We start from the raw sequence: 20,028 nt of genomic DNA, 5'->3' as shown, positions 1-20,028 counted from the left end.
TTATGTTTAGCCTGAAAGGTGAACGAATCGTTCAAATTCCTGTGGATGTAATCAGGATTGCGATTCCACTTATCATTTATTTGGTGATTATGTTCCTGATCACCTTCGTTTGCAGAAAAAGGCCTGACGCAGATTATTCGCAAAACGCAGCACTATCGCTCACTGCTGCGGAAAATAATTTTGAACTAGTCGTAGCCGTGGCAATAAGTATATTTGGTATTAATGCCGGGCAAGCATTTACCGGGCCGTAAATATTATAAGACTCAAGTTGATTAGTTGGAGTTATAACAGCAACTGCTAGAAATTGTGGGCTTACAAAAAATCACCGCCTCATCTAAGATCAGGTTTCGGCTTAACTATAAAGCCTTTTGAACGAAATACTTGTGCTGTTGGTTAGTACCAATCAACCATTCTTTAGAGAATAACAGGTACGTTCGCAATTGTAGGAAGGAACGTAATTTCATTCTCGCCAATTGTCTGAATACTGGCTGCTATATCTTTGATCATTGCAGGTGAAAAACCGTATCGCAACAAAAAAGTATATGCTCTTTACTATTTGTATTGTACTTGAATAACTCAATTATTTCATTTGTTCGGTTGTCATTGCTTTGTTCACAATATATTCCAAAAGCAACGATGAAGATGTCAGACAAGAAAAATGAAATTACTTGATCCATATAGTCCAATGCTGCTGCCGAATCTTTTAATGCTAAAATCAAGGCCTTTAGAGCCGCTGCACGAGGAGTAAGAGATGGCTCCTTTTTTCTATTTCGGCTCGCTAATATTTATGCTTAAGCTCTTTATCCCCCAAATTTTCAACCTGATCCTAAAAAAGTCTTAAAAAAAAGAATTGCAAAAAAAGAGTTGCAAGGTTTCTTACAGCTCTTTGATGCTAAGTCGGGACGACTGGATCCGAACTAGCGACCCTCCCGCCAAAGCGGGATGCGCACCGGTATAAAAATCAAAAAGCCCAGCATTACTGCTGAGCTTCTTTCAGTCGGGACGACTGGATCCGAACCAGCGACCCTCCCGCCAAAGCGGGATGCGCACCGGTATAAAAATTAAAAAGCCCAGCATTACTGCTGAGCTTCTTTCAGTCGGGACGACTAGATTCGAACTAGCGACCCCTTGCACCCCATGCAAGTGCGCTACCGGGCTGCGCCACGTCCCGAACCGGATCCCATATCTGTAAATAAATACAGACGTTATTGGGAGGGGGTGCAAATATAATACATTTTCCTTTTCGATCAAAAGAAACGGCTTTTTTTACAGCAAACGCCTCCGGGGATCCCAGTCGTGCTGTATCTTTTGCGTTTCCCCTCTCATAACACAGCAATTTCTACCCCGATATGGCAGGATCTCCCTGCATATTCCTTTAAAAATCAGAAATTGCGCTTATCTTCGCACCTTAATGAAAATTCTCATTAAGCAATCCAAGATCATCGACCCCACCTCCTCTTTTAATGGTCGCACCGCAGATATCCTTATCGTAAATGGAATCATTCAGTCTATTGGCAAAAACCTGGTTCAAAAAGGCGCCAAAATACTGGACGCTAAAGGGCTACATGTAAGCCCGGGCTGGGTTGATCTGTTTGCTGACTTTGCCGACCCGGGATTTGAATACCGCGAGACCCTGGCCAGCGGCAGTGCGGCTGCAGCCGCCGGTGGTTTTACCGATGTGTGTATTGTTCCCAATACCAAACCAGCCATCGATCAAAAGTCGGTGGTGGAATATATCTGCGCAAAGGCTGCGCTGTTGCCGGTGAACATTCACCCGTTAGGTGCGGTTACTAAAAATACAGACGGGAAGGAACTGGCCGAGATCTATGACATGCGGCAATCCGGTGCCGTGGCCTTCACCGATGGGAAAAACGCGATCCAGTCTTCCGATATCATGGTAAAGGCCCTGCAATACATCAAACCCTTTAACGGGGTATTGATCCAGTTGCCGGACAATAAGGATATACAGCCCAATGGCCTGATGAATGAAGGAGTGGTATCTACACGGTTAGGTCTCCAGGCAAAGCCGGCCATTGCAGAAGAGCTGTTGATTACCCGGGATCTGAAACTGGCCGAATATGCCGGTTCGCGCTTGCACCTTACCGGTGTTACTACCGCTGCCTCGCTGAAGCTGATCAAAGAAGCCCGGCAGAAAAAAACCAATGTAACGGTTTCTATAACGCCCGCACATTTATATTTTACCGAAGAAGACCTGCAGGGTTACGATACCAACCTGAAGCTGAACCCGCCGTTGCGCACGGTTAACGACCGGAAAGCGCTGCTGAAAGGAATTACAGACGGCACCATCGATTGTATAGCCTCTCATCATATTCCTTATGATACCGATCATAAAATGGTAGAGTTTGAATATGCCAAAAACGGGATGCTGGGCTTACAGACCGCTTACGCGGTACTCAACACCGTATTGCCGGAGATGCCGCAGGATCGATGGGTGGAGCTGCTGTCCATTAACCCCCGGAAGATCCTGGGATTGCCGGTGCCTTCCATTGAAGAAGGAGCCGTTGCCTCATTGACCGTTTTTGATCCTGCCCGGCAATGGGTATTGAATACAGACGCGATCCTGTCGCAAAGCCGGAATTCCGCTTTCATCGGGAATCCCTTAACAGGGAAGCCGCTGGGCATCATTCATAACAATCAGACAAATCTTTCATTTTAGTATACAACGCATGATTTTAAACGCAACGAGGAAGGGATTGATAACAGGCATACTGATGGTATTGCTGGGACTCTTGCTGCTTTGGCAGCAGGTACCTACCAACTCGGTTTTGCAATACTTCGTATTTTTAATTTATGGAGCCGGTATTGTTTGGGCCGTATACGGTCAGAAAGGTGCGGCATTCGGCGTACTGTTCAACCAGGGGTTTCGCTGTTTTGTTGTGGTGACCCTGATCATGGCGCTTTATACCTTTATCTATTTTCAGGCCAACGGACCGATGATCGACCGCGAAATAGCGGCAACCAAACAGGAACGCCTGAAGACCGCTAAAGAATATAACCGTACACCAGACGAAATAGAACAGGAAGCAAAGACGACGCGCAAGTACTATGTTCCTATCATGGTGTCCCAAACCATTTTCCAATACCTGCTGATTGGTGTAATTGTTACCGTTGCCACAGCAGGCACCTTATCTTTGTCAAAGAAAAACTAAAAATGGACATTTCTGTAGTTATACCTTTATTAAATGAAGAGGAATCGTTACCCGAGCTGGCCACCTGGATCGAGCGGGTAATGCAGGAAAACCATTTCAGTTACGAGATCCTTTTTGTAGACGATGGCAGCACCGATGATTCCTGGCAGGTTATTTGTTCCCTGCGTGAAAAAAATTCCAATATCCGCGGAATTAAATTCCAGCGCAACTATGGCAAATCTGCCGCGCTGAATGAAGCCTTTCGTGCTGCCCAGGGCGATGTGATCATAACCATGGATGCAGATCTGCAGGACAGTCCGGACGAAATACCCGAACTGTTCAGAATGATCCGGGAAGACCGGTACGACCTGGTAAGCGGTTGGAAGAAAGTACGGTACGACAATACCGTTACTAAAAATATTCCTTCCAAGTTTTTCAACGCAGTTACCCGCAGGGTTTCTAAAATAAAGCTCAACGACTTTAATTGCGGTCTGAAAGCCTACAACCGGAAGGTGGTAAAAAGTATTGAAGTGTACGGAGAGATGCACCGCTACATACCCGTACTGGCCAAGTGGGCGGGTTTTAAAAAGATTGGAGAAAAAGTGGTGGAGCACCGGAAGCGCAAATACGGCGTAAGCAAGTTTGGCTGGGATCGGTTTATCAACGGGTTCCTGGACCTTCTTTCCATCACTTTTGTGGGAAAATTCTCCAAGCGGCCCATGCACTTTTTTGGAGTTTGGGGAATGGTCTTTTTCATGATCGGAATTTTGTCGGCATTCTACCTGCTCATCTTAAAAATATTTAGCAGCGACTTTTCAATTACCAACCGTCCGTTTTTTTATATTTCCCTGGTGGCCATCATCATTGGGGTACAGCTGTTCATGGCAGGCTTTATCGGGGAACTGATCTCCCGGAATGCGCCGGGCCGCAACACCTATTTAGTTGAAGCAAAAACAGGACTGGATTAATCTGTTGCGGATCTCGTGTTTTAGTCGTTTAGCATGTGGTTGAATATTGATCCTTAGCCTTGGTCGTGGGTCGGGCAAAAGTTGAATATGTGTTTATGCCAAAAGTAATCATTATAGGACCTGCACATCCCCTCCGGGGCGGATTGGCCACCTTCAATCACCGGCTGGCAAAGGCATTTGCAAATTGCGGCTACGATTGTTCGATCTGGTCCTTTTCTTTACAATATCCCTCCTTTTTATTCCCTGGAAAGTCGCAATATACCGACGATCCCGCTCCGGAACATATCAGCATCCATACCCGCATCAATTCCATCAATCCGCTTAACTGGGTGCAGGTTGGCAACGAAATAGCCAAAGAAGCGGCCGATATTGTAGTAGTACGATACTGGCTTCCTTTTATGGGCCCTGCGCTGGGCACTATTCTCAGAAAGGTCCGGAAAAATAACAAAACAAGGATCATCTGTATTGCCGACAATATTATCCCCCACGAAAAAAGGCCGGGCGACACACCTTTTACCAAATACTTTATAAAAGCCTGCGATGGCTTTATCACCATGAGTGAAAAGGTATTTTCCGACCTCCGGACTTTTACACAAAAGCCAGCCCTGCAGGTACTCCATCCGCTGTACGACAATTTTGGCACGCCGGTTTCCAGAACCGAAGCGCGCCGGCATTTACAGCTTCCTGCGGAAGAAAAGATCCTTTTATTTTTCGGATTTATCCGGAAGTATAAAGGATTGGACCTGTTACTGGAAGCCGTTGCAGCACTGAAACCACGGATCTCAGACCCCAGATCTCAGATTACAAATCTCAAACTATTAATCGCCGGGGAATTTTACGAAGATGAGGCAGACTATCAGACGCTGATCGACAAGCTGGGCATCCGCGATCTGCTGATTCTGCGAACCGACTTTATTCCCGACAGCGAGGTAAAATATTATTTATGTGCCGCAGACCTGCTGGTACAACCCTACCGGAACGCTACGCAAAGCGGAGTGACGCCCCTGGCTTATTACTTCGAAAAACCGATGGTGGTAACCAATGTAGGCGGTTTACCGGCACTGGTGCCCCATATGAAAAGCGGATTGGTTGCAGAGTCCGACCCGGCCGCCATTGCCAACGCTATCAACGAATATTTCCGATTAGGAGAAACGCACTTTATTCCACATCTTCGCAGCGAAAAAGAAAAATACAGCTGGGATCATCTGGTCAATGCCATTGCTGACCTGGCTGACAAATCAAGAAAAGATGATTCACAGAAGTAAAGCGCCTTTAAGGATCGGGCTGGCGGGCGGTGGCACAGATGTAAGCCCTTATTGCGATGAATTTGGTGGCGCTATCCTCAATGCCACAATTTCTTTAAACGCCAACGCCACCATTGAACGGACCACCGATGGGAAGATCGCATTCGAAGCATTGGACCGCGGTGAATCGGAAGAGTTTGACTGGTCTGATGCGCTTCCCCTGAACGGGCACCTGGACCTGTTAAAAGGCGTTTACAACCGCATACAAAAAGATTACCCGTTTTCCAATGAAGGCTTCCGTTTGAGCACTTACGTAGATGCGCCCGCCGGATCCGGCTTGGGCACGTCCTCTACCCTTGTAGTAGCCATCGTTGGGGCATTTGTAGAAATGTTGCAGCTTCCCCTGGGCGAATATGATATTGCGCATTATGCTTACGAAATCGAACGCAGCGATTTGCAGCTCGCCGGAGGCCGGCAGGATCAATACGCCGCCACCTTTGGAGGAGTAAACTATATGGAGTTTTATAGCAACGATAAGGTAATCGTAAACCCATTGCGCATCCGGCAACGATATCTGGATGAACTGGAAAATAACCTGCTCCTGTATTATACATCCACCAGCAGAGAGTCTGCCAAGATCATCATTGAACAAAGCCGGAACGTAACCGAAAAGAAAAGCCAGTCCATTGAAGCCATGCATCAATTAAAACATCAGGCACAGATGATGAAAGAAGCGTTGCTAAAAGGCCAACTGGATGAAATTGGCCGGATTCTGGATATAGGTTTTGAGCAGAAGCGCCGTATGGCAGCCGGCATTAACAATGCGCAGATCGATACGATTTATGAAACAGCCAAAAAGAACGGCGCTTCAGGCGGAAAAATCAGCGGCGCGGGCGGAGGTGGTTTTATGATCTTTTATTGCCCCGGCAATACGAAATATAAGGTGCGGGCCAGCCTGGAACAGTTTGGCGGTCAGTATCGCAACTATCAATTTGTAAAACACGGTTTAAAAACATGGACAGTTTAGTTATGAATCATCAACTCAAATCGCTTGTACAGGCTTCAATAGATGTAAAAAAACAGGTACTGGAAGATGAACAGTTGCTACAGATAGTAGCAGCGGTTATCCGCACCGTTGTAACAGCTTTTCAAAACGGCAACAGCGTATATTTTTGTGGAAATGGCGGAAGCGCCGCCGATGCCCAGCACCTGGCAGCAGAATTCAGCGGGCGGTTTTATAAAGACCGTAAAGCCCTGCCGGCTGAAGCGCTGCATTGCAACACTTCCTACCTGACAGCAGTTGCCAACGACTACAGTTTTGATGTGATCTACTCACGCATTATCGATGGTATCGGCAAAAGCGGAGACGTATTGATTGGGCTCAGCACCTCCGGCAATTCAAAAAACATTGTACGGGCGTTTGAACAAGCCAGGGCCAAGGGTATGATCACTATTGGATTCACTGGTGCCAGCGGCGGACTTCTGAAAACAAGTTCGGATTTGCTGATCAATATCCCGTCTACGGATACGCCCCGTATTCAGGAATGCCATATGCTGCTTGGACATAGCATCTGCCAGTTGGTAGAAGCACAATATTTTGGATAACGGTTTGAGGCAGAGCTTCGAACCTCAAATATCAAATATCAAACTTAGTCATGCTTCAAAAACGTTTAGAGGGCAACTGGAACAATGCACAGGAAGCCATTATACTGGCGGGCGGCCTTGGTACGCGGTTACGCGAAGCAGTGCCCGATCTGCCTAAATGCATGGCTCCTGTTGCAGGACACCCCTTTCTCTACTATGTAATCAACTACCTGCGCCGGCAGGGTATCCAGCGCATTATTTTCAGCCTGGGTTATAAGCATGAAGTAATTGAAGATTACCTGGCAAAAGAATTTTCAACCCTGCAATACGATTGCTGTATTGAAGATGAACCATTGGGAACCGGAGGTGCGATACAACTCGCCTTGCAAAAAGCCTCCGGCACGGATGTCTTTGTAGTGAACGGAGACAGTTTTTTTGCCTTTAACGCCCCTCAGCTGCTAACCCTGCACAGCCTTACACAAGCCGATTGCACCCTGGCATTAAAGCCCATGCAACAGTTCAACCGGTACGGCGTGGTAACAACAGATGAACAGCAGCGTATTTTAAGTTTCCGGGAAAAACAATATTATGAAAGCGGGCTGATCAACGCGGGTATATACCTGGTTCGAAAAACAGCCTTTCTTCAAAAAGACTTTCCTTCGAAATTCTCCTTTGAAAAAGACTACCTGGAACAATTTGTAAACGCAGGAAGATTTTCGGGGGCAGTTGCGGATGGATATTTTATCGACATTGGTATTCCCGAGGATTATAGCCGCGCCCAGAACGATTTTCAGGCCACTCCTTTTGCTCTTACTGCATTAACGCATGACTGGACCTTATTCCTGGACCGGGATGGGGTTATTAATGAAGAAAAGCCGGACAGTTATGTATTTCATAAAGATGAGTTCCGGTTCTATCCCGGTGTTCCGGAGGCCATTCATACATTCACCCATTACTTCCGGCATGTGATCGTGGTTACCAACCAACGCGGCATTGGCAAGGGACTGATGGATGAAGCAGCATTGCAAGGTATTCATCAGTTGCTAAGCGACAAAGTCAGAAAAACCGGCGGACATATCCCTGCCATTTATTTTGCCACTGCTGTGGACTCCCGTGATTTTTTCCGGAAACCCAACCCTGGTATGGCCTTGCAGGCAGCAGCAGATCTCCCGGACATTGACCTAACCCGTTCGGTAATGGTGGGTAATAATATTTCCGATATGAAGTTTGGGCGCAGTGCCGGTATGCGTACGGTTTACTTAACCACCACCAATGCATCCGAGGTATTGCCACATCCCGATATTGACCTCCAGTTGCCAGACCTTAAGACCCTGGCCGAACAGCTTCCCTGATCAGAGATGCAGGTAATACGGCTGTAGCAAGGTTTTAAACTCCGGAGTATATTCGTTCCTGTTACGGATCAGGATCCTCCCTTCTTCTTTATGTTCTTTCTTTTCAAAGGCCCCTGCTACCATTATGCGGAATGGTGCATGCTTTTCTGTTTGCTGAACATAGCAGCAATGATGGATGTGCAGCCCCAAAGGTTCCAGCAGCCGCAACAGCTCCGCTTCCCTCCTGGCCGGCAGCAACAGGAAGAATGAACCACCGCTAACCAGTTGCTTCCGGATAAAGGAAAGCAGTTCCCCTAAGGACAGCGCTTCACTGTGATGGGCGATATTTTTAGGCTGTTCTCCGCCCTTCAGATCCCGCTCATAGAACGGAGGGTTACTTACGATCACATCATATTTTTTTTGAAAAACCACATCCAGCACATCCCCCCGCATCAGCCGGATCGACGCATGCCATGCTGTTTGCCCAATATTTTCTGCAGCCTGCTGATAATCGGCCTCCTGGATCTCAACAGCATCGATCAACCGGTTTCCCGTTTGTGCAATCATTAAGGTCAGCAATCCTGTTCCGGCCCCAACATCCAGTACACTTGACGCTTTCTCTGGTATTCGGGCTGCCACCCAGGCCCCAAACAAACAGGCATCTGTAGTCACTTTCATCGCACAACGGTCCTGGTGAATGGTAAACTGCTTAAAACGGAAATATGGATTCGGCATATGCAAAGATGGAGAATATTCGGTAAAGATCAGCGCTTACAGGTAACCACCCCGCTGCTAAATATCTCTGGAGCAAACAGGAGTTTATTCTAGAGATCACAACAGAAACCGGGAGCCATTGGTACCGGCCATAACCTGCACAGCAACGGATACCCCAAACACCGCATTGCTGTATTCAAAGATGCGGCTTCCCACGGCGATAAAATGCCGTTTTCATCCAAGAGTGTAAGCTTTATACCTTTATCTTTAAACAAGCAGGGTTATACCGTTCGGGCCTTGCATCAGGAAACCTTTCTATTTTTCTGGCAACAGACGAGGCTCCGCGCAACAATGGCTAACGCATCTAAATAAAACTATTTGCCGGTTTTTTATATTTAAATACATTCGCTCATGGATCATCCAAAAATCATCATTGTAGGCCAGGGCATCAGCGGCACCTTTCTTTCCTGGTTTTGCTACCAGGCAGGCATTGATTTTGTTGTTATCGACGAACCCAGGTCCAATACCCCTTCCCGGGTGGCAGCCGGCATCATCAATCCTGTAACAGGACGGCGGGTAGTGAAAGTATGGCTGGATGACCTCATTATTCCTTTTGCTGAAGCTGCTTACCAGGCAATAGGCTCCTTCCTTAACGAGACTGCTATTACTCAAACCACCATCGTCGACTTCTTTCCCAATCCTTTTATGAAGGAAAGTTTTATGAAAAAACTGGCTCAGAAGGAACACTATATCTCCATCCTGGAAAATGAAACGCCTTACGCCTCCTATTTCAATTATGAATTTGGCATCGGAATGATACAACCCGCCTATGTGGTGCACCTGCAGCAACTGTTACCAGCCTGGCGCGATTTTTTAGGCCGGCAACAACGATTGCGAGAAGAACCCTTCGACTTTTCGCAGCTCCGGATGGAAACATCCGCTGTTCGTTACAAAGGTCATCTCGCAGATATGCTGGTCTTTTGCGATGGTACTGCAGGAGCGGCCAACCCTTATTTCTCATTATTGCCCTTTGCGCTGAATAAAGGAGAGGCATTAATCATTGAAGCACCGGAACTCCCCGCCGGGCAACTGTATAAAAAATCCATGCTGCTGGCCCCAATGACCGAACCAGGAATTTTCTGGGCCGGTACCAACTATATATGGGATTTTGAAGATGAAAATCCTACAGCAGGCTTCCGGGAGTCTGCAGTGCAGACATTGAAACAATGGCTGAAGGTTCCTTTTAAGATCGTTGATCACAAAGCCTCTGTGCGACCCGCTACAGTAGAGCGACGCCCCTTTGCCGGTTTTCATCCGGTTCATACCAACATAGGCATCCTCAACGGTATGGGCACCAAAGGCTGTTCGCTGGCACCGTATTTTGCGCACCAACTGGTGGAGCACCTGCTTCATCAACACCCGTTACTGCCGGAAGTAGATATCAGCCGCTTTAAAAACATATTAAGCAGGCCTCTGTCATAGCGGCAACCAGGCTTCGCCAGTGCTACTCCTGCTTTTTATTGCCGCTTTTCAGAATGGCCACCAAAATAAGAATGAATACCGCAGCTCCTACCGCCCACATCCAGGGCTGGATTTGAACATGCGTTTTTGTGGTGGTGGTAGTTGTCACTTTATCTTCCTGTGCCTGGACGGCTGCAGCGTATAATAACAGGAAGATCTTTGAAAAGAAACGTAAAAATGCATAGCGTACGGGTTTCATAACATAGATTTTAGGTGAATAATGCAGGGCTGCGCACAGGGCAACAGCCGCAAAATCTGAAACAAAATTGTTGCCAATTTTCCATTTGTATCTGTAGCTGTATTGCTTTTTAAAGTAAACGCCTCGCTGCATCCAGGATGATTTTCAAAAAAAATTAATCATTTGATTAAAAAATTTGTTTAAAACTTATTTTCTCCAGAACTTTGTCCTGCTATGGCAAAAAAGAAACAAGAGAAAACCCTGTCTTCCGAAGAGAAGATAAAAGAAGCAGCCCGGAAAGTATTCATGGAAAAGGGTTATGCAGCAACCCGTACCAGGGATATTGCAGAAGCGGCCGGTATGAACCTGGCGCTGCTGAATTATTATTTCCGCAGTAAGGAGAAATTATTTGAACTGGTGATGCAGGAGAAACTGAGTAGCTTTTTTGGGCTGATGCTTCCCGTGCTCCAGGACCCGGCCTCTTCCCTGGACGATAAAATCCGGATCATTGCAGACCGGTACATCAGCATGCTGACCGCCAACCCTGATCTGCCCCTGTTTGTGCTAAATGCCATGCGTAATGCGCCCAAGAAATTTGTGGCACTGCTGAAAGGCGCCGACCACTTACTGCAATCGGCATTTGCCCAACAATTAAAAGAACGGAATCCGGATGTGGCACCTGAGCAGCTCTTCATAAATATTATGTCGCTCTGTATTTTTCCTTTTGCCATGCGCCCGGGCCTGGAAGCAATCTCGCCTGAAATCGGGGCAAAATTCCATGTGTTGATGGAAGAGCGCAAAAAGCTGGTGCCAAAATGGATGCGCGCCATGCTGAAGGTAAAATAGTTTTTAGCCCGGCATGAATCAAATGATTCCATCAAACAATAAATATAAAATATGAAACGGTTCGCATCCTGCCTTCTGCTACTCCTGCCTTTTTGGTGTACCGGGCAGTCGCTCAGCCTGGATGACTGTTATCAGCTGGCAAGAAAAAATTTTCCAACAATAAAAAAGCAGGAGTTGCTCCGGCAAAGCGCCCGGTATTCCATTGAAAATGCAGGCCGGTCCTGGTTACCGCAATTATCCGTCAGCGGGCAGGCGACCTATCAAACAGATGTTACCCGGATCCCGATAGCCATGCCCGGCGTACCTGAATTAAGTAAGGACCAGTACCGTCTGCAGGGCGAAGTAACACAAACGCTTTATGACGGAGGAATTTCAAAAAATCAAAAAGCGCTTTTAAAAACCGGCGAAGCCCTGCAATTACAGCAAATTGAAGTCAGCTTTCAATCCGTCAAGGAACGTGTAGCGCAATTATTCTTTTCCATCCTGCTGCTGGATGCCCAATTAAAACAACAGGAAATTTATACTGCCAGTATTGCGTCATCCCTGGAAAAAGCAACAGCGGCCGAAAAAAACGGAACAGTGGCACAAAGCAGCGTAACCGAACTGAAAGCAGAGCTGATAAAAGCAGATATGAGCACTGCCGAGATCCGTTCCGATCAAAAGGCTGTACGGGAAATACTGGCCCTCGTTATCGGAGCGCCGGTAACCGGTGCGCTGATACCTCCGGCACCTCAAACTGCAGTTCCAGACCTTCACCGCCCGGAGCTGCAACTTTTTGAACTGCAGAAAAAAAATGTGGGGCTACAGGAAAAAGCGCTCATAACAGGATGGACGCCTAAGATTGCCGCCTTCGTACAAGCCGGTTATGGCCGCCCGGCACTGAACGTATTGAACAATGCCTTTGATGCATTTGCAGTAGGTGGCATCCGGCTCAGCTTTCCGCTGGGCAGTTTATATACCTACCAGAACAATAAAAAGATACTGGAACTCAACCGCAGCGAACTGGACGCGGACAAAGAAACCTTTATCTTAAACACAAAGACCGCATTAGCAAAAGAGGCCAATGCCATAGAAAAATATGCACAACTCCTGCAGCAGGATGATGCACTCATTGCATTGCGTACACAGATTACCCGGTCGGCCCTGGCGCAGCTGGAAAATGGTGTTATCACTACGCACGAATACATTACCCAACTCAACACAGAGCACCTGGCCAAACAAATCAAGAACCTGCATCAGGTGCAATTACTGAATGCGCAGGTCACTTACCAAACCATTTCCGGACATTAAACCGTACGAACATGAAATTAAATTTTCTCAGCGGCTTGTTTTTAATACTCCTGGCCTGTAACGGGAACAAAAAAAAATTTGATGCGGCCGGCAATTTTGAGGCAGATGAGGTCATTGTATCGGCCGAGCAGAACGGCACAATCCTGCGGTTTTCCATCCAGGAAGGGGACGCGCTGCAGTACCGCCAGGTGGCCGGCCAGATTGATGTAAGCCTGCAGCAACTTCAGCGGGAACAAACCCAGGCAACGATCGGCGCACTTCAGCAGCAGGTCGTATCACCGCTCGAAGAGATCCGGGTAGCCCAACGACAACTGGCCACCCAGGAATCACTTTTACAAAATCAGAAAAAAGAGCGCCTGCGGCTGCAAAACCTTGTTGCTGCGGCGGCCGCACCGCAAAAACAACTGGATGATATGGATGCACAGATCATACAAACAGAGAAACAAATGGCCGTTACCCGGCAGCAGATCAGCCTGTACCGCTCTAATGCCGCCACAAGGAACAGGGCCCTGCTCAGCGAACGCGCTCCCTTGGAAAAAGCAAAAGCACAGACCCAACTACAGGTTGAGAAGGGGCAGATCATCAATCCTGTAGCCGGCATTGTGCTGACCAAATATGCACTGCAGGGCGAAATGACCACGATCGGCAGGCCCTTGTATAAAATTGCCAACCTGGACACGCTCACACTAAGAGCTTATATAACCGGCGATCAGTTACCCCTCCTTAAACTTCAACAACCGGTTACGGTACGTATCGACCATGGCAACCAGTCTTATAAAAACTACAGGGGTATTATAAGCTGGATCAGCGACAAAGCAGAATTCACTCCCAAAACGATCCAGACCAAAAATGAACGTGCCAACCTCGTATATGCTGTAAAAATACGGGTCAAAAATGACGGCTATCTAAAAATCGGCATGTATGGTGAAGTGCTATTCAATGAAAAAAAATAATGCACATACCGCCCCGGTTGCAGCTGCGCCCATTATAGCAGACCACATCAGCAAAAGCTATAACAAAGGAGCCGTGCAGGCCCTGTCTGATGTATCATTCGAAGTTAAGAAGGGTGAGCTGTTCGGACTGATCGGACCGGATGGTGCCGGTAAAACAACCCTTTTCCGCATCCTTACTACTCTTCTGTTGGCAGACCAGGGACAAGCGCGGGTATCCGGGTACGATGTGGTAAAAGACTTTCAGCAGATCCGCAGAACCGTTGGGTATATGCCCGGGAAATTTTCGCTATACCAGGACCTGACCGTTGAGGAAAATCTCACCTTTTTTGCCACGCTTTTTGGCACCACTGTAACCGCAAACTACGAACTGATAAAAGATATTTACGACCAGATCAAACCGTTCAGTACCCGACGGGCAGGAAAACTCTCCGGTGGAATGAAACAGAAACTGGCCCTATGCTGTGCGCTGATCCATAAGCCGGAGGTATTATTCCTGGACGAGCCCACCACGGGTGTAGACGTGGTTTCCCGGAGAGAGTTTTGGGAGATGCTGCGAAAACTGAAACAGCAGGGCATCAGCATGTTGGTATCCACCCCTTATATGGAAGAGGCCGTCCGTTGCGATCGTATTGCCCTGATCCAGAACGGTCGCATTCTCCACGTAGATACACCTGCTGGGATTACACATGCCTATCCTGCAAAACTATACGCCGTTAAAGCCGCATCAATATATATGCTGCTAAAGGATCTTAGATCCTGGGAACAGGTGGAAAGTTGCTATGCCTTTGGAGAATGGCTGCATGTAACGCTCCGGCAGGACAGCGGGGATGGTCTTGCACTGATCCGGCAATATACAGCAGCCAGAGCGCATGAGCAGGTGGTTATTCAACCCATCGCACCTACAATTGAAGACAGTTTTATACGACTCGCAACCTCAAATGCATTATCATATGGACCCGGAAATTAACCATCAGCCGCAAGCACCGGTCGCCGGAATCGCTATTGAATGCCAGGAACTTTCCAAAAAATTCGGCGATTTCACAGCAGTGGACCGGATCAGTTTCAGCGTGAAGTCCGGCGAAATCTTTGGATTTCTGGGTGCAAATGGTGCGGGAAAAACCACCGCCATGCGCATGCTATGCGGACTCTCGTATCCAAGCTCCGGTCATGCTACTGTAGCAGGATTTGATGTATACCGGCAACAGGAAAAGATTAAACAGCATATCGGGTACATGAGCCAGAAATTTTCCCTGTACGATGACCTTACTCCTCTGGAAAATATAAGATTCTTTGGTGGTGTTTATGGCGTTGCAGAAAAAGTGATCAGGCAGCGGAGCCACGCACTGGTCCGGTCACTGGGCCTCGAAAATGAGGCAAACAAACTGGTAGGCGCTCTTCCCCTGGGCTGGAAACAAAAACTGGCATTTGCTGTAGCGCTGTTTCATCAGCCCCGAATCGTTTTTCTGGACGAGCCTACCGGCGGAGTAGATCCGGTAACCCGCCGGCAGTTCTGGGATATGATCTACGAAGCAGCCGAAAAGGGTGTCACCATTTTTGTAACCACACATTATATGGACGAATCAGAATACTGCGACAGGGTAACCATTATGGTTGACGGTAAAATAGAAGCGCTGGATACACCGGCCAACCTGAAGCAGCAGTTTGGCTGCGACCATATGGATGAAGTATTTTACAGACTGGCCAGAACCGCCCGGCGTAGTGATACTTAAGATATTCGGATCCGTTACCGGTTACTGGCATACCAATGATCGATAATCCGTTAAAAGATGAAACAGTTATTCGTTTTTATCCGCAAAGAATTCTATCATGTCTTCCGGGACCGGCGGACGCTCCTTATTCTGTTTGGGCTCCCACTGGTACAGATCCTGTTGTTTGGTTATGCACTAACCAGTGAAGTAAAAAATGTAGACCTCGTTGTTACCAATGTTTCCAATGACGTGCTTGGGCAGCGCCTTACCTACAAACTCCGGTCCTCTGCATTCTTCAACGTACAGGAGCAACCATTATCACCCACTGAAATCGAAAGCGCATTCAGGAAGGGACATATCAAAGCGGCGCTGATCGTCCCTCCTGGTTTCAGCAGCGATTTTATCAAGGCAGGACGTGCCACACTCCAGGTGCTTACAGACGGCAGCGAGCCCAATACTTCAAAAACCGTGCAGCAATATATCGGCGCTATTGTACAAGACTTTCAACGCGAAGAACAATCCATCACCTCCATCCCTCTCAGCATTACGCCCGGATTCCGGATGCTATACAACGAGGAAGGGAATGGCTCCATTAACTATGTGCCGGGGGTACTGGCGCTCATATTGATGATCGTTTGTACGGCACTCACCTCCGTAGCTGTGGTTCGGGAGAAAGAAACCGGCACCATGGAAATTTTGCTGGTATCTCCATTCAAACCAATGATGGTATTGGTAGCCAAGGCCATTCCTTTCCTGATCCTCTCGCTCGTTAATTTCGCATTTATCCTCCTGCTGGCGGTTTATGTTTTAAATGTCCCTATCGCCGGGAGTCTTGTATTGTTATTTGTGATTACCCTGCTGTTCATCGCTACCAGCCTGTCCTTCGGATTGTTGATCTCCAATACCACCAATTCCCAGCAGGTAGCCCTGCTTATTTCCATGATGGGCCTGATGCTACCAACCATCATCTTTACCGGGTTCATTTTTCCCCTGGAAAATATGCCGCTGCCGTTTCAATGGATCTCAAACCTGGTGCCGGCCAAATGGTATTATGCCGCGGTAAAATCGGTCATGCTAAAGGGTCTGGGAATTACCTATGTATGGAAAGAAATGGGTGTACTCTGCATCATGACAATCCTGTTGCTCATCATTACTGTAAACCGGTTTAAGATCAGATTGGCATGAAAAGGCTTCGCTTCATATTACAGAAAGAATTCCGTCAAATGTTCCGCGACCGGACCATCCTGGCGATGATGTTTATGCTTCCGCTCATTCAGCTGGGAATCTTACCACTTGCCATGAACCTGGATGTAAAAAATATAAATCTCACCATCGTTGATAAAGATCACAGCACTTATACACAAAAACTCATTTCCAAAATAGGCGCATCCGGTTATTTTAAGATCGTGGCAACGGCCCCGGCCTATCAGCAGGCACTGATTACACTGGAGAACGGCAAGGCCGATGTCATTCTCGAAATACCGGCATCATTTGAGCGTAATCTGATCAGGGAAGGCCGTCAGCCGTTAAATATTACCGTTGATGCCATTAACGGAACCAAATCCGGGATCGGTTCGGCTTACCTGCTCGCCGTCATCCACGATTTCAACCAGGAGATCCGTGTTATGAGCAATGGCCAACCGGCTACTGCCCCGGCAACGATCGATATGGCATCCTCCGCCTGGTTCAATCCTTATGAAAAATTCACCTGGTATATCGTTCCGGGTATTTTAGTACTGCTGCTAACCCTGGTTGGGGGATTTCTTTCTGCCCTGAATATTGTACGGGAAAAAGAAATCGGCACGATTGAACAGATTAATGTAACTCCCATAAAAAAATGGCAGTTTATATTAGGAAAAATGATTCCCTTCTGGGTGGTGGGGATGATCGTGTTGACGATTGGATTGCTGGTGGCGCGGCTTTTTTACGGGATCATCCCGTTGGGTAATCTTTTTGTTCTGTACCTGCTGGCAGCTGTTTACCTGGTAGCCCTCCTGGGATTTGGCCTGCTCATATCCACCATCAGCAATAGCCAATTACAAGCCATGTTCATCGCATTCTTTTTCATCATGATCTTTGTTTTAATGAGTGGCCTGTTTACGTCTGTAGACAGTATGCCGGTTTGGGCACGGTCTATCGCTGCCAGCCTGCCCATCACGCATTTTATGAAAGCCGTCCGCATGATCATCCTGAAAGGAAGTGGCTTTAAAGATGTATTGCCTGTCTTTATGATCGAGCTCCTCTTTGCCATAGGGCTCAATGCCCTGGCCATCTGGAATTACCGGAAAACACAATAGCCGCTTTACTGTACAGGCTTATCGATCCAGATCCCATTAAAATACAGGAGGCCCGCGGCTCCCGGTGCGGCCTTAAACGACAGCTGGTAAAACCCGGCCTTCGGAAAATGCAATTGCCCCAGGGAAGTATCTGCAAATTCATCGGTATAGCTGGAATGCGGCTCTGCTACAATGGTACCAGACGGCTTTAATTGTTGTTCCAGGTGCTGATCCGTCACCCGGATCATAACATCCGTTGCATTTTTTGAATGATTATGATAGGAAAGACCAACCCGATAATTCCCTGCCTCGGGTATATATACTTCCCAGGTAAGTGTTCCTTCTTTATCTAGTACGAGGTGTGTGGGACGGAGGCCGTCGTAACGCATCAGCTTGAAGTTTGAAGAACGCTCCCACACATTGGAAGCCGTAAGCGCAAAACCACCAAAGGTCGATTCCGGCACCATTTCACCGTCCAGCGTTACCGGTGCCGGGTACTGCAATGCCACCACCGATACAAACGGATCAGCCGCCTGTTCCGGCAACTGTATATGTGTTAACGGTCCATTTTGAGTAAACCGCAGGGGCTTTTTACCAGAAGCAGTAATGAGTTCTGCCTTTTCGGGTTTGGACAGGATCCCTGAAAGACGCAGCACTTTATCCAGTGGCCAGTTGTATACATGCAGGTAAACCAGTTGTTTGTTCTTTATTTTTTTTGTAGTGATCCTTCCCCAGTCATGCTGATCGGCACGCAGTCCCAGGCCTGTACATCCATAAATAGCTTCCCCGTTTTTTGCCAGCCATTTACCCATATCCTCCAGGCGGCGCACGCCTTCATAAGGGATCGATCCGTCTGCCCGTGGTCCTACGTTCAGCGTAAAGTCGCCATTGAGACTTACATTACCAATTAATGATTGCAATAACTGGCTGGTCGATTTCCATTCATTTTCCTGGCCATAATATCCCCAGGAATGCGCAATGGTGCCGGAGGTTTCCCAGGGATGGGCTGTATATGCCGACCCGAACTCGTTATCTCCCTTCGATTCAAAATCTACACCAGGATCATCAGCGGGCAGGCCAATCCGGGAATTGATCAGGCAATTGGGCTGCAATTCCCTTATCAGCCGCACTACCTGGTCCAGTTGCTCTTTCTTCACCACCGTCTGCTTATAATTCAGCCACATATCAAACCAGAACATAGAAATGTCGCCATAATTGGTCAATAATTCCCTCAATTGTGGAATTACTTTCTCCTGCCAGTACCGGTCATAATCTTCGTCCTTTATACCGGTCAGTTCCTTATTATGATCCCACCCGTAAGGATGATCCCAATCTACCCAGTGGGAATAATAAAAACCCAGTTTGATACCATGTTTCTTACAGGCGGCCGCCAGCTCTTTGATCACATCCCGGTTGGTACCGCTCAACTTGGTAAGATTATAGTCGCTCACCTTGCTATTCCAAAGCGCTACGCCGTCGTGATGTTTAGAGGTAATGGTGATATATTTCATGCCGGCCTTTTTGGCCAGCAATACCCATTCTTCGGGGTTGATCCGCTTCCAGTCGAAGCGCTTTGCCAGCGTTCCATATTCTTCTTTGGAAATACGGTTGCGGTAACGGATCCATTCCGCATAATTATTCCCGTACCGGAGGCGCTCCCCCTTCCACGTGCCCTCTGCGGCACTATACAGTCCCCAGTGAATAAACATCCCGAAACGGGCATCCGTAAACCATTTAGTTTTTGCAGCAGCGGGCTCTGGTTGAGCGTGAACGGCAATAGCGGCCACTACCATCCCCAAAAGAAATCCGATCTTTAATTTCATATGTATGTAAACTGATTGCGGCTAAGATACGTAACTTTTACAGTGCTGCAGCTTTGTCCTTTTGATCACACGAGCAAACACTTTTACAGATTACCGGCTAAATAACCGGCAACGGTCTTTCCTGCTGATTGTTCAGGTTGTTACGCTGATTCCCCTCAGCCTGTTTCCGCATGGTTTTTGGCAAAAAAGGAATGCTATGATACACACCAATAATAAAATTGCTGCCATCCTCCCTTCACAACAGCTATCTACTTCCGTCGCAATAACAGGAATACACCCAACAGCGCTATTCCTACCAGGAAAAAAGCCCACCACATACCTGCTTTAAAAACGGCCTCCACCGCACTGCAGCTTTGAAGCAATAACATACCGGCAAGCGCATAAAACTGAAGATTTTTCATATTGTTATTTTTTAGAGGTTCCGTATAGCTGGTAAAGAGGG

The 20,028-nt window shown here is 47.5% G+C and carries 20 protein-coding genes, 1 tRNA gene and 1 pseudogene; 17 read left to right on the top strand and 5 right to left on the bottom strand.

The window, feature by feature from the left end:
- Nucleotides 1–2: 2 nt before the first annotated feature.
- Together LL912_RS24625 and LL912_RS24620 are read left to right on the top strand one after the other, a co-directional pair.
- Nucleotides 3–251, top strand: coding sequence for an arsenic resistance protein (locus tag LL912_RS24625; protein ID WP_235556290.1), 249 nt, complete (start codon nucleotides 3–5; stop codon nucleotides 249–251).
- 442 nt (nucleotides 252–693) lie between these two features.
- Nucleotides 694–795, top strand: a pseudogene (locus tag LL912_RS24620) (ISAon1 family transposase); the annotation flags it as partial.
- 302 nt (nucleotides 796–1,097) lie between these two features.
- On the opposite strand, the gene LL912_RS24615 reads toward LL912_RS24620, so the two are convergent.
- Nucleotides 1,098–1,171 (bottom strand) — tRNA-Pro (locus LL912_RS24615).
- A gap of 240 nt (nucleotides 1,172–1,411) precedes the next feature.
- Between LL912_RS24615 and LL912_RS24610 the strand changes: the two genes are divergently transcribed.
- The 7 genes from LL912_RS24610 to LL912_RS24580 all read left to right on the top strand — a co-directional run bounded on the left by LL912_RS24610 (nucleotide 1,412) and on the right by LL912_RS24580 (nucleotide 8,297).
- Nucleotides 1,412–2,677, top strand: coding sequence for a dihydroorotase (locus LL912_RS24610; protein WP_235556289.1), 1,266 nt, complete (start codon nucleotides 1,412–1,414; stop codon nucleotides 2,675–2,677).
- Between the two features lie 10 nt (nucleotides 2,678–2,687).
- Nucleotides 2,688–3,170, top strand: coding sequence for a DUF4199 domain-containing protein (locus LL912_RS24605; RefSeq protein WP_235556288.1), 483 nt, complete (start codon nucleotides 2,688–2,690; stop codon nucleotides 3,168–3,170).
- Nucleotides 3,171–3,172: 2 nt separating this feature from the next.
- Entirely contained in the window at nucleotides 3,173–4,117 is a 945-nt protein-coding gene (locus tag LL912_RS24600) for a glycosyltransferase family 2 protein (protein WP_235556287.1), read from the top strand.
- Between the two features lie 95 nt (nucleotides 4,118–4,212).
- The gene (locus LL912_RS24595) at nucleotides 4,213–5,382 is read left to right on the top strand and encodes a glycosyltransferase (protein WP_235556286.1); all 1,170 of its coding nucleotides are present in this window, start codon (nucleotides 4,213–4,215) and stop codon (nucleotides 5,380–5,382) included.
- Nucleotides 5,366–6,388: a GHMP family kinase ATP-binding protein gene (locus tag LL912_RS24590; RefSeq protein ID WP_235556285.1), complete on the top strand. Its 1,023-nt coding sequence runs from the start codon at nucleotides 5,366–5,368 to the stop codon at nucleotides 6,386–6,388. Before LL912_RS24595 ends, LL912_RS24590 begins: the two co-directional genes overlap by 17 nt.
- 2 nt (nucleotides 6,389–6,390) lie before the next feature.
- Nucleotides 6,391–6,966: a D-sedoheptulose-7-phosphate isomerase gene (locus tag LL912_RS24585; RefSeq protein ID WP_235556284.1), complete on the top strand. Its 576-nt coding sequence runs from the start codon at nucleotides 6,391–6,393 to the stop codon at nucleotides 6,964–6,966.
- A 50-nt stretch (nucleotides 6,967–7,016) separates the two neighbouring features.
- Nucleotides 7,017–8,297 (top strand): HAD-IIIA family hydrolase, encoded by a 1,281-nt coding sequence (locus LL912_RS24580; protein ID WP_235556283.1) that lies wholly within the window; start codon nucleotides 7,017–7,019, stop codon nucleotides 8,295–8,297.
- On the opposite strand, the gene LL912_RS24575 is transcribed toward LL912_RS24580, so the two are convergent.
- A complete protein-coding gene (locus LL912_RS24575; protein WP_235556282.1) occupies nucleotides 8,298–9,011 on the bottom strand; it encodes a tRNA1(Val) (adenine(37)-N6)-methyltransferase in 714 nt (237 codons plus the stop codon).
- A gap of 390 nt (nucleotides 9,012–9,401) precedes the next feature.
- Between LL912_RS24575 and LL912_RS24570 the strand changes: the two genes are divergently transcribed.
- Nucleotides 9,402–10,472 carry an NAD(P)/FAD-dependent oxidoreductase gene (locus tag LL912_RS24570; protein ID WP_235556281.1) on the top strand — a complete coding sequence of 357 codons (1,071 nt, stop codon included), beginning with the start codon at nucleotides 9,402–9,404 and terminating at the stop codon, nucleotides 10,470–10,472.
- A gap of 22 nt (nucleotides 10,473–10,494) precedes the next feature.
- On the opposite strand, the gene LL912_RS24565 is transcribed toward LL912_RS24570, so the two are convergent.
- Nucleotides 10,495–10,710 carry a hypothetical protein gene (locus LL912_RS24565; RefSeq protein ID WP_235556280.1) on the bottom strand — a complete coding sequence of 72 codons (216 nt, stop codon included), beginning with the start codon at nucleotides 10,708–10,710 and terminating at the stop codon, nucleotides 10,495–10,497.
- Nucleotides 10,711–10,923: 213 nt separating this feature from the next.
- Between LL912_RS24565 and LL912_RS24560 the strand changes: the two genes are divergently transcribed.
- From LL912_RS24560 to LL912_RS24530, 7 genes are read left to right on the top strand one after another with little or no spacing between them, the layout of a single operon-like run.
- Entirely contained in the window at nucleotides 10,924–11,535 is a 612-nt protein-coding gene (locus LL912_RS24560) for a TetR/AcrR family transcriptional regulator (protein WP_235556279.1), read from the top strand.
- 51 nt (nucleotides 11,536–11,586) lie between these two features.
- Complete coding sequence (locus tag LL912_RS24555; protein ID WP_235556278.1) at nucleotides 11,587–12,825, top strand: TolC family protein; 1,239 nt, start codon at nucleotides 11,587–11,589, stop codon at nucleotides 12,823–12,825.
- Nucleotides 12,826–12,836: 11 nt separating this feature from the next.
- Nucleotides 12,837–13,778 (top strand): HlyD family secretion protein, encoded by a 942-nt coding sequence (locus LL912_RS24550; RefSeq protein ID WP_235556277.1) that lies wholly within the window; start codon nucleotides 12,837–12,839, stop codon nucleotides 13,776–13,778.
- Nucleotides 13,765–14,745: an ABC transporter ATP-binding protein gene (locus LL912_RS24545; protein WP_235556276.1), complete on the top strand. Its 981-nt coding sequence runs from the start codon at nucleotides 13,765–13,767 to the stop codon at nucleotides 14,743–14,745. The genes LL912_RS24550 and LL912_RS24545 overlap by 14 nt, the downstream gene beginning before the upstream one ends.
- Nucleotides 14,729–15,508, top strand: a complete 780-nt coding sequence (locus LL912_RS24540; RefSeq protein WP_235556275.1) for an ABC transporter ATP-binding protein — start codon at nucleotides 14,729–14,731, stop codon at nucleotides 15,506–15,508. The genes LL912_RS24545 and LL912_RS24540 overlap by 17 nt, the downstream gene beginning before the upstream one ends.
- Before the next feature lie 57 nt (nucleotides 15,509–15,565).
- On the top strand, nucleotides 15,566–16,672 hold the full coding sequence (locus LL912_RS24535; protein ID WP_235556274.1) for an ABC transporter permease: 1,107 nt from the start codon (nucleotides 15,566–15,568) through the stop codon (nucleotides 16,670–16,672).
- Entirely contained in the window at nucleotides 16,669–17,784 is a 1,116-nt protein-coding gene (locus LL912_RS24530) for an ABC transporter permease (RefSeq protein WP_235556273.1), read from the top strand. The genes LL912_RS24535 and LL912_RS24530 overlap by 4 nt, the downstream gene beginning before the upstream one ends.
- A gap of 5 nt (nucleotides 17,785–17,789) precedes the next feature.
- Here the strand turns inward: LL912_RS24530 and LL912_RS24525 are convergent, their stop codons facing one another.
- Both LL912_RS24525 and LL912_RS24520 read right to left on the bottom strand, forming a co-directional pair.
- On the bottom strand, nucleotides 17,790–19,586 hold the full coding sequence (locus LL912_RS24525) for an alpha-L-fucosidase (RefSeq protein WP_235556272.1): 1,797 nt from the start codon (nucleotides 19,584–19,586) through the stop codon (nucleotides 17,790–17,792).
- Nucleotides 19,587–19,834: 248 nt separating this feature from the next.
- On the bottom strand, nucleotides 19,835–19,987 hold the full coding sequence (locus LL912_RS24520; RefSeq protein WP_235556271.1) for a phosphatidate cytidylyltransferase: 153 nt from the start codon (nucleotides 19,985–19,987) through the stop codon (nucleotides 19,835–19,837).
- Nucleotides 19,988–20,028: the final 41 nt, after the last annotated feature.

The organism is Niabella agricola (genome assembly GCF_021538615.1).
Taxonomy (GTDB): domain Bacteria; phylum Bacteroidota; class Bacteroidia; order Chitinophagales; family Chitinophagaceae; genus Niabella; species Niabella agricola.
Note: the sequence above shows the minus strand (reverse complement) of the source record. Positions and strands in the feature narration are given on the sequence as shown.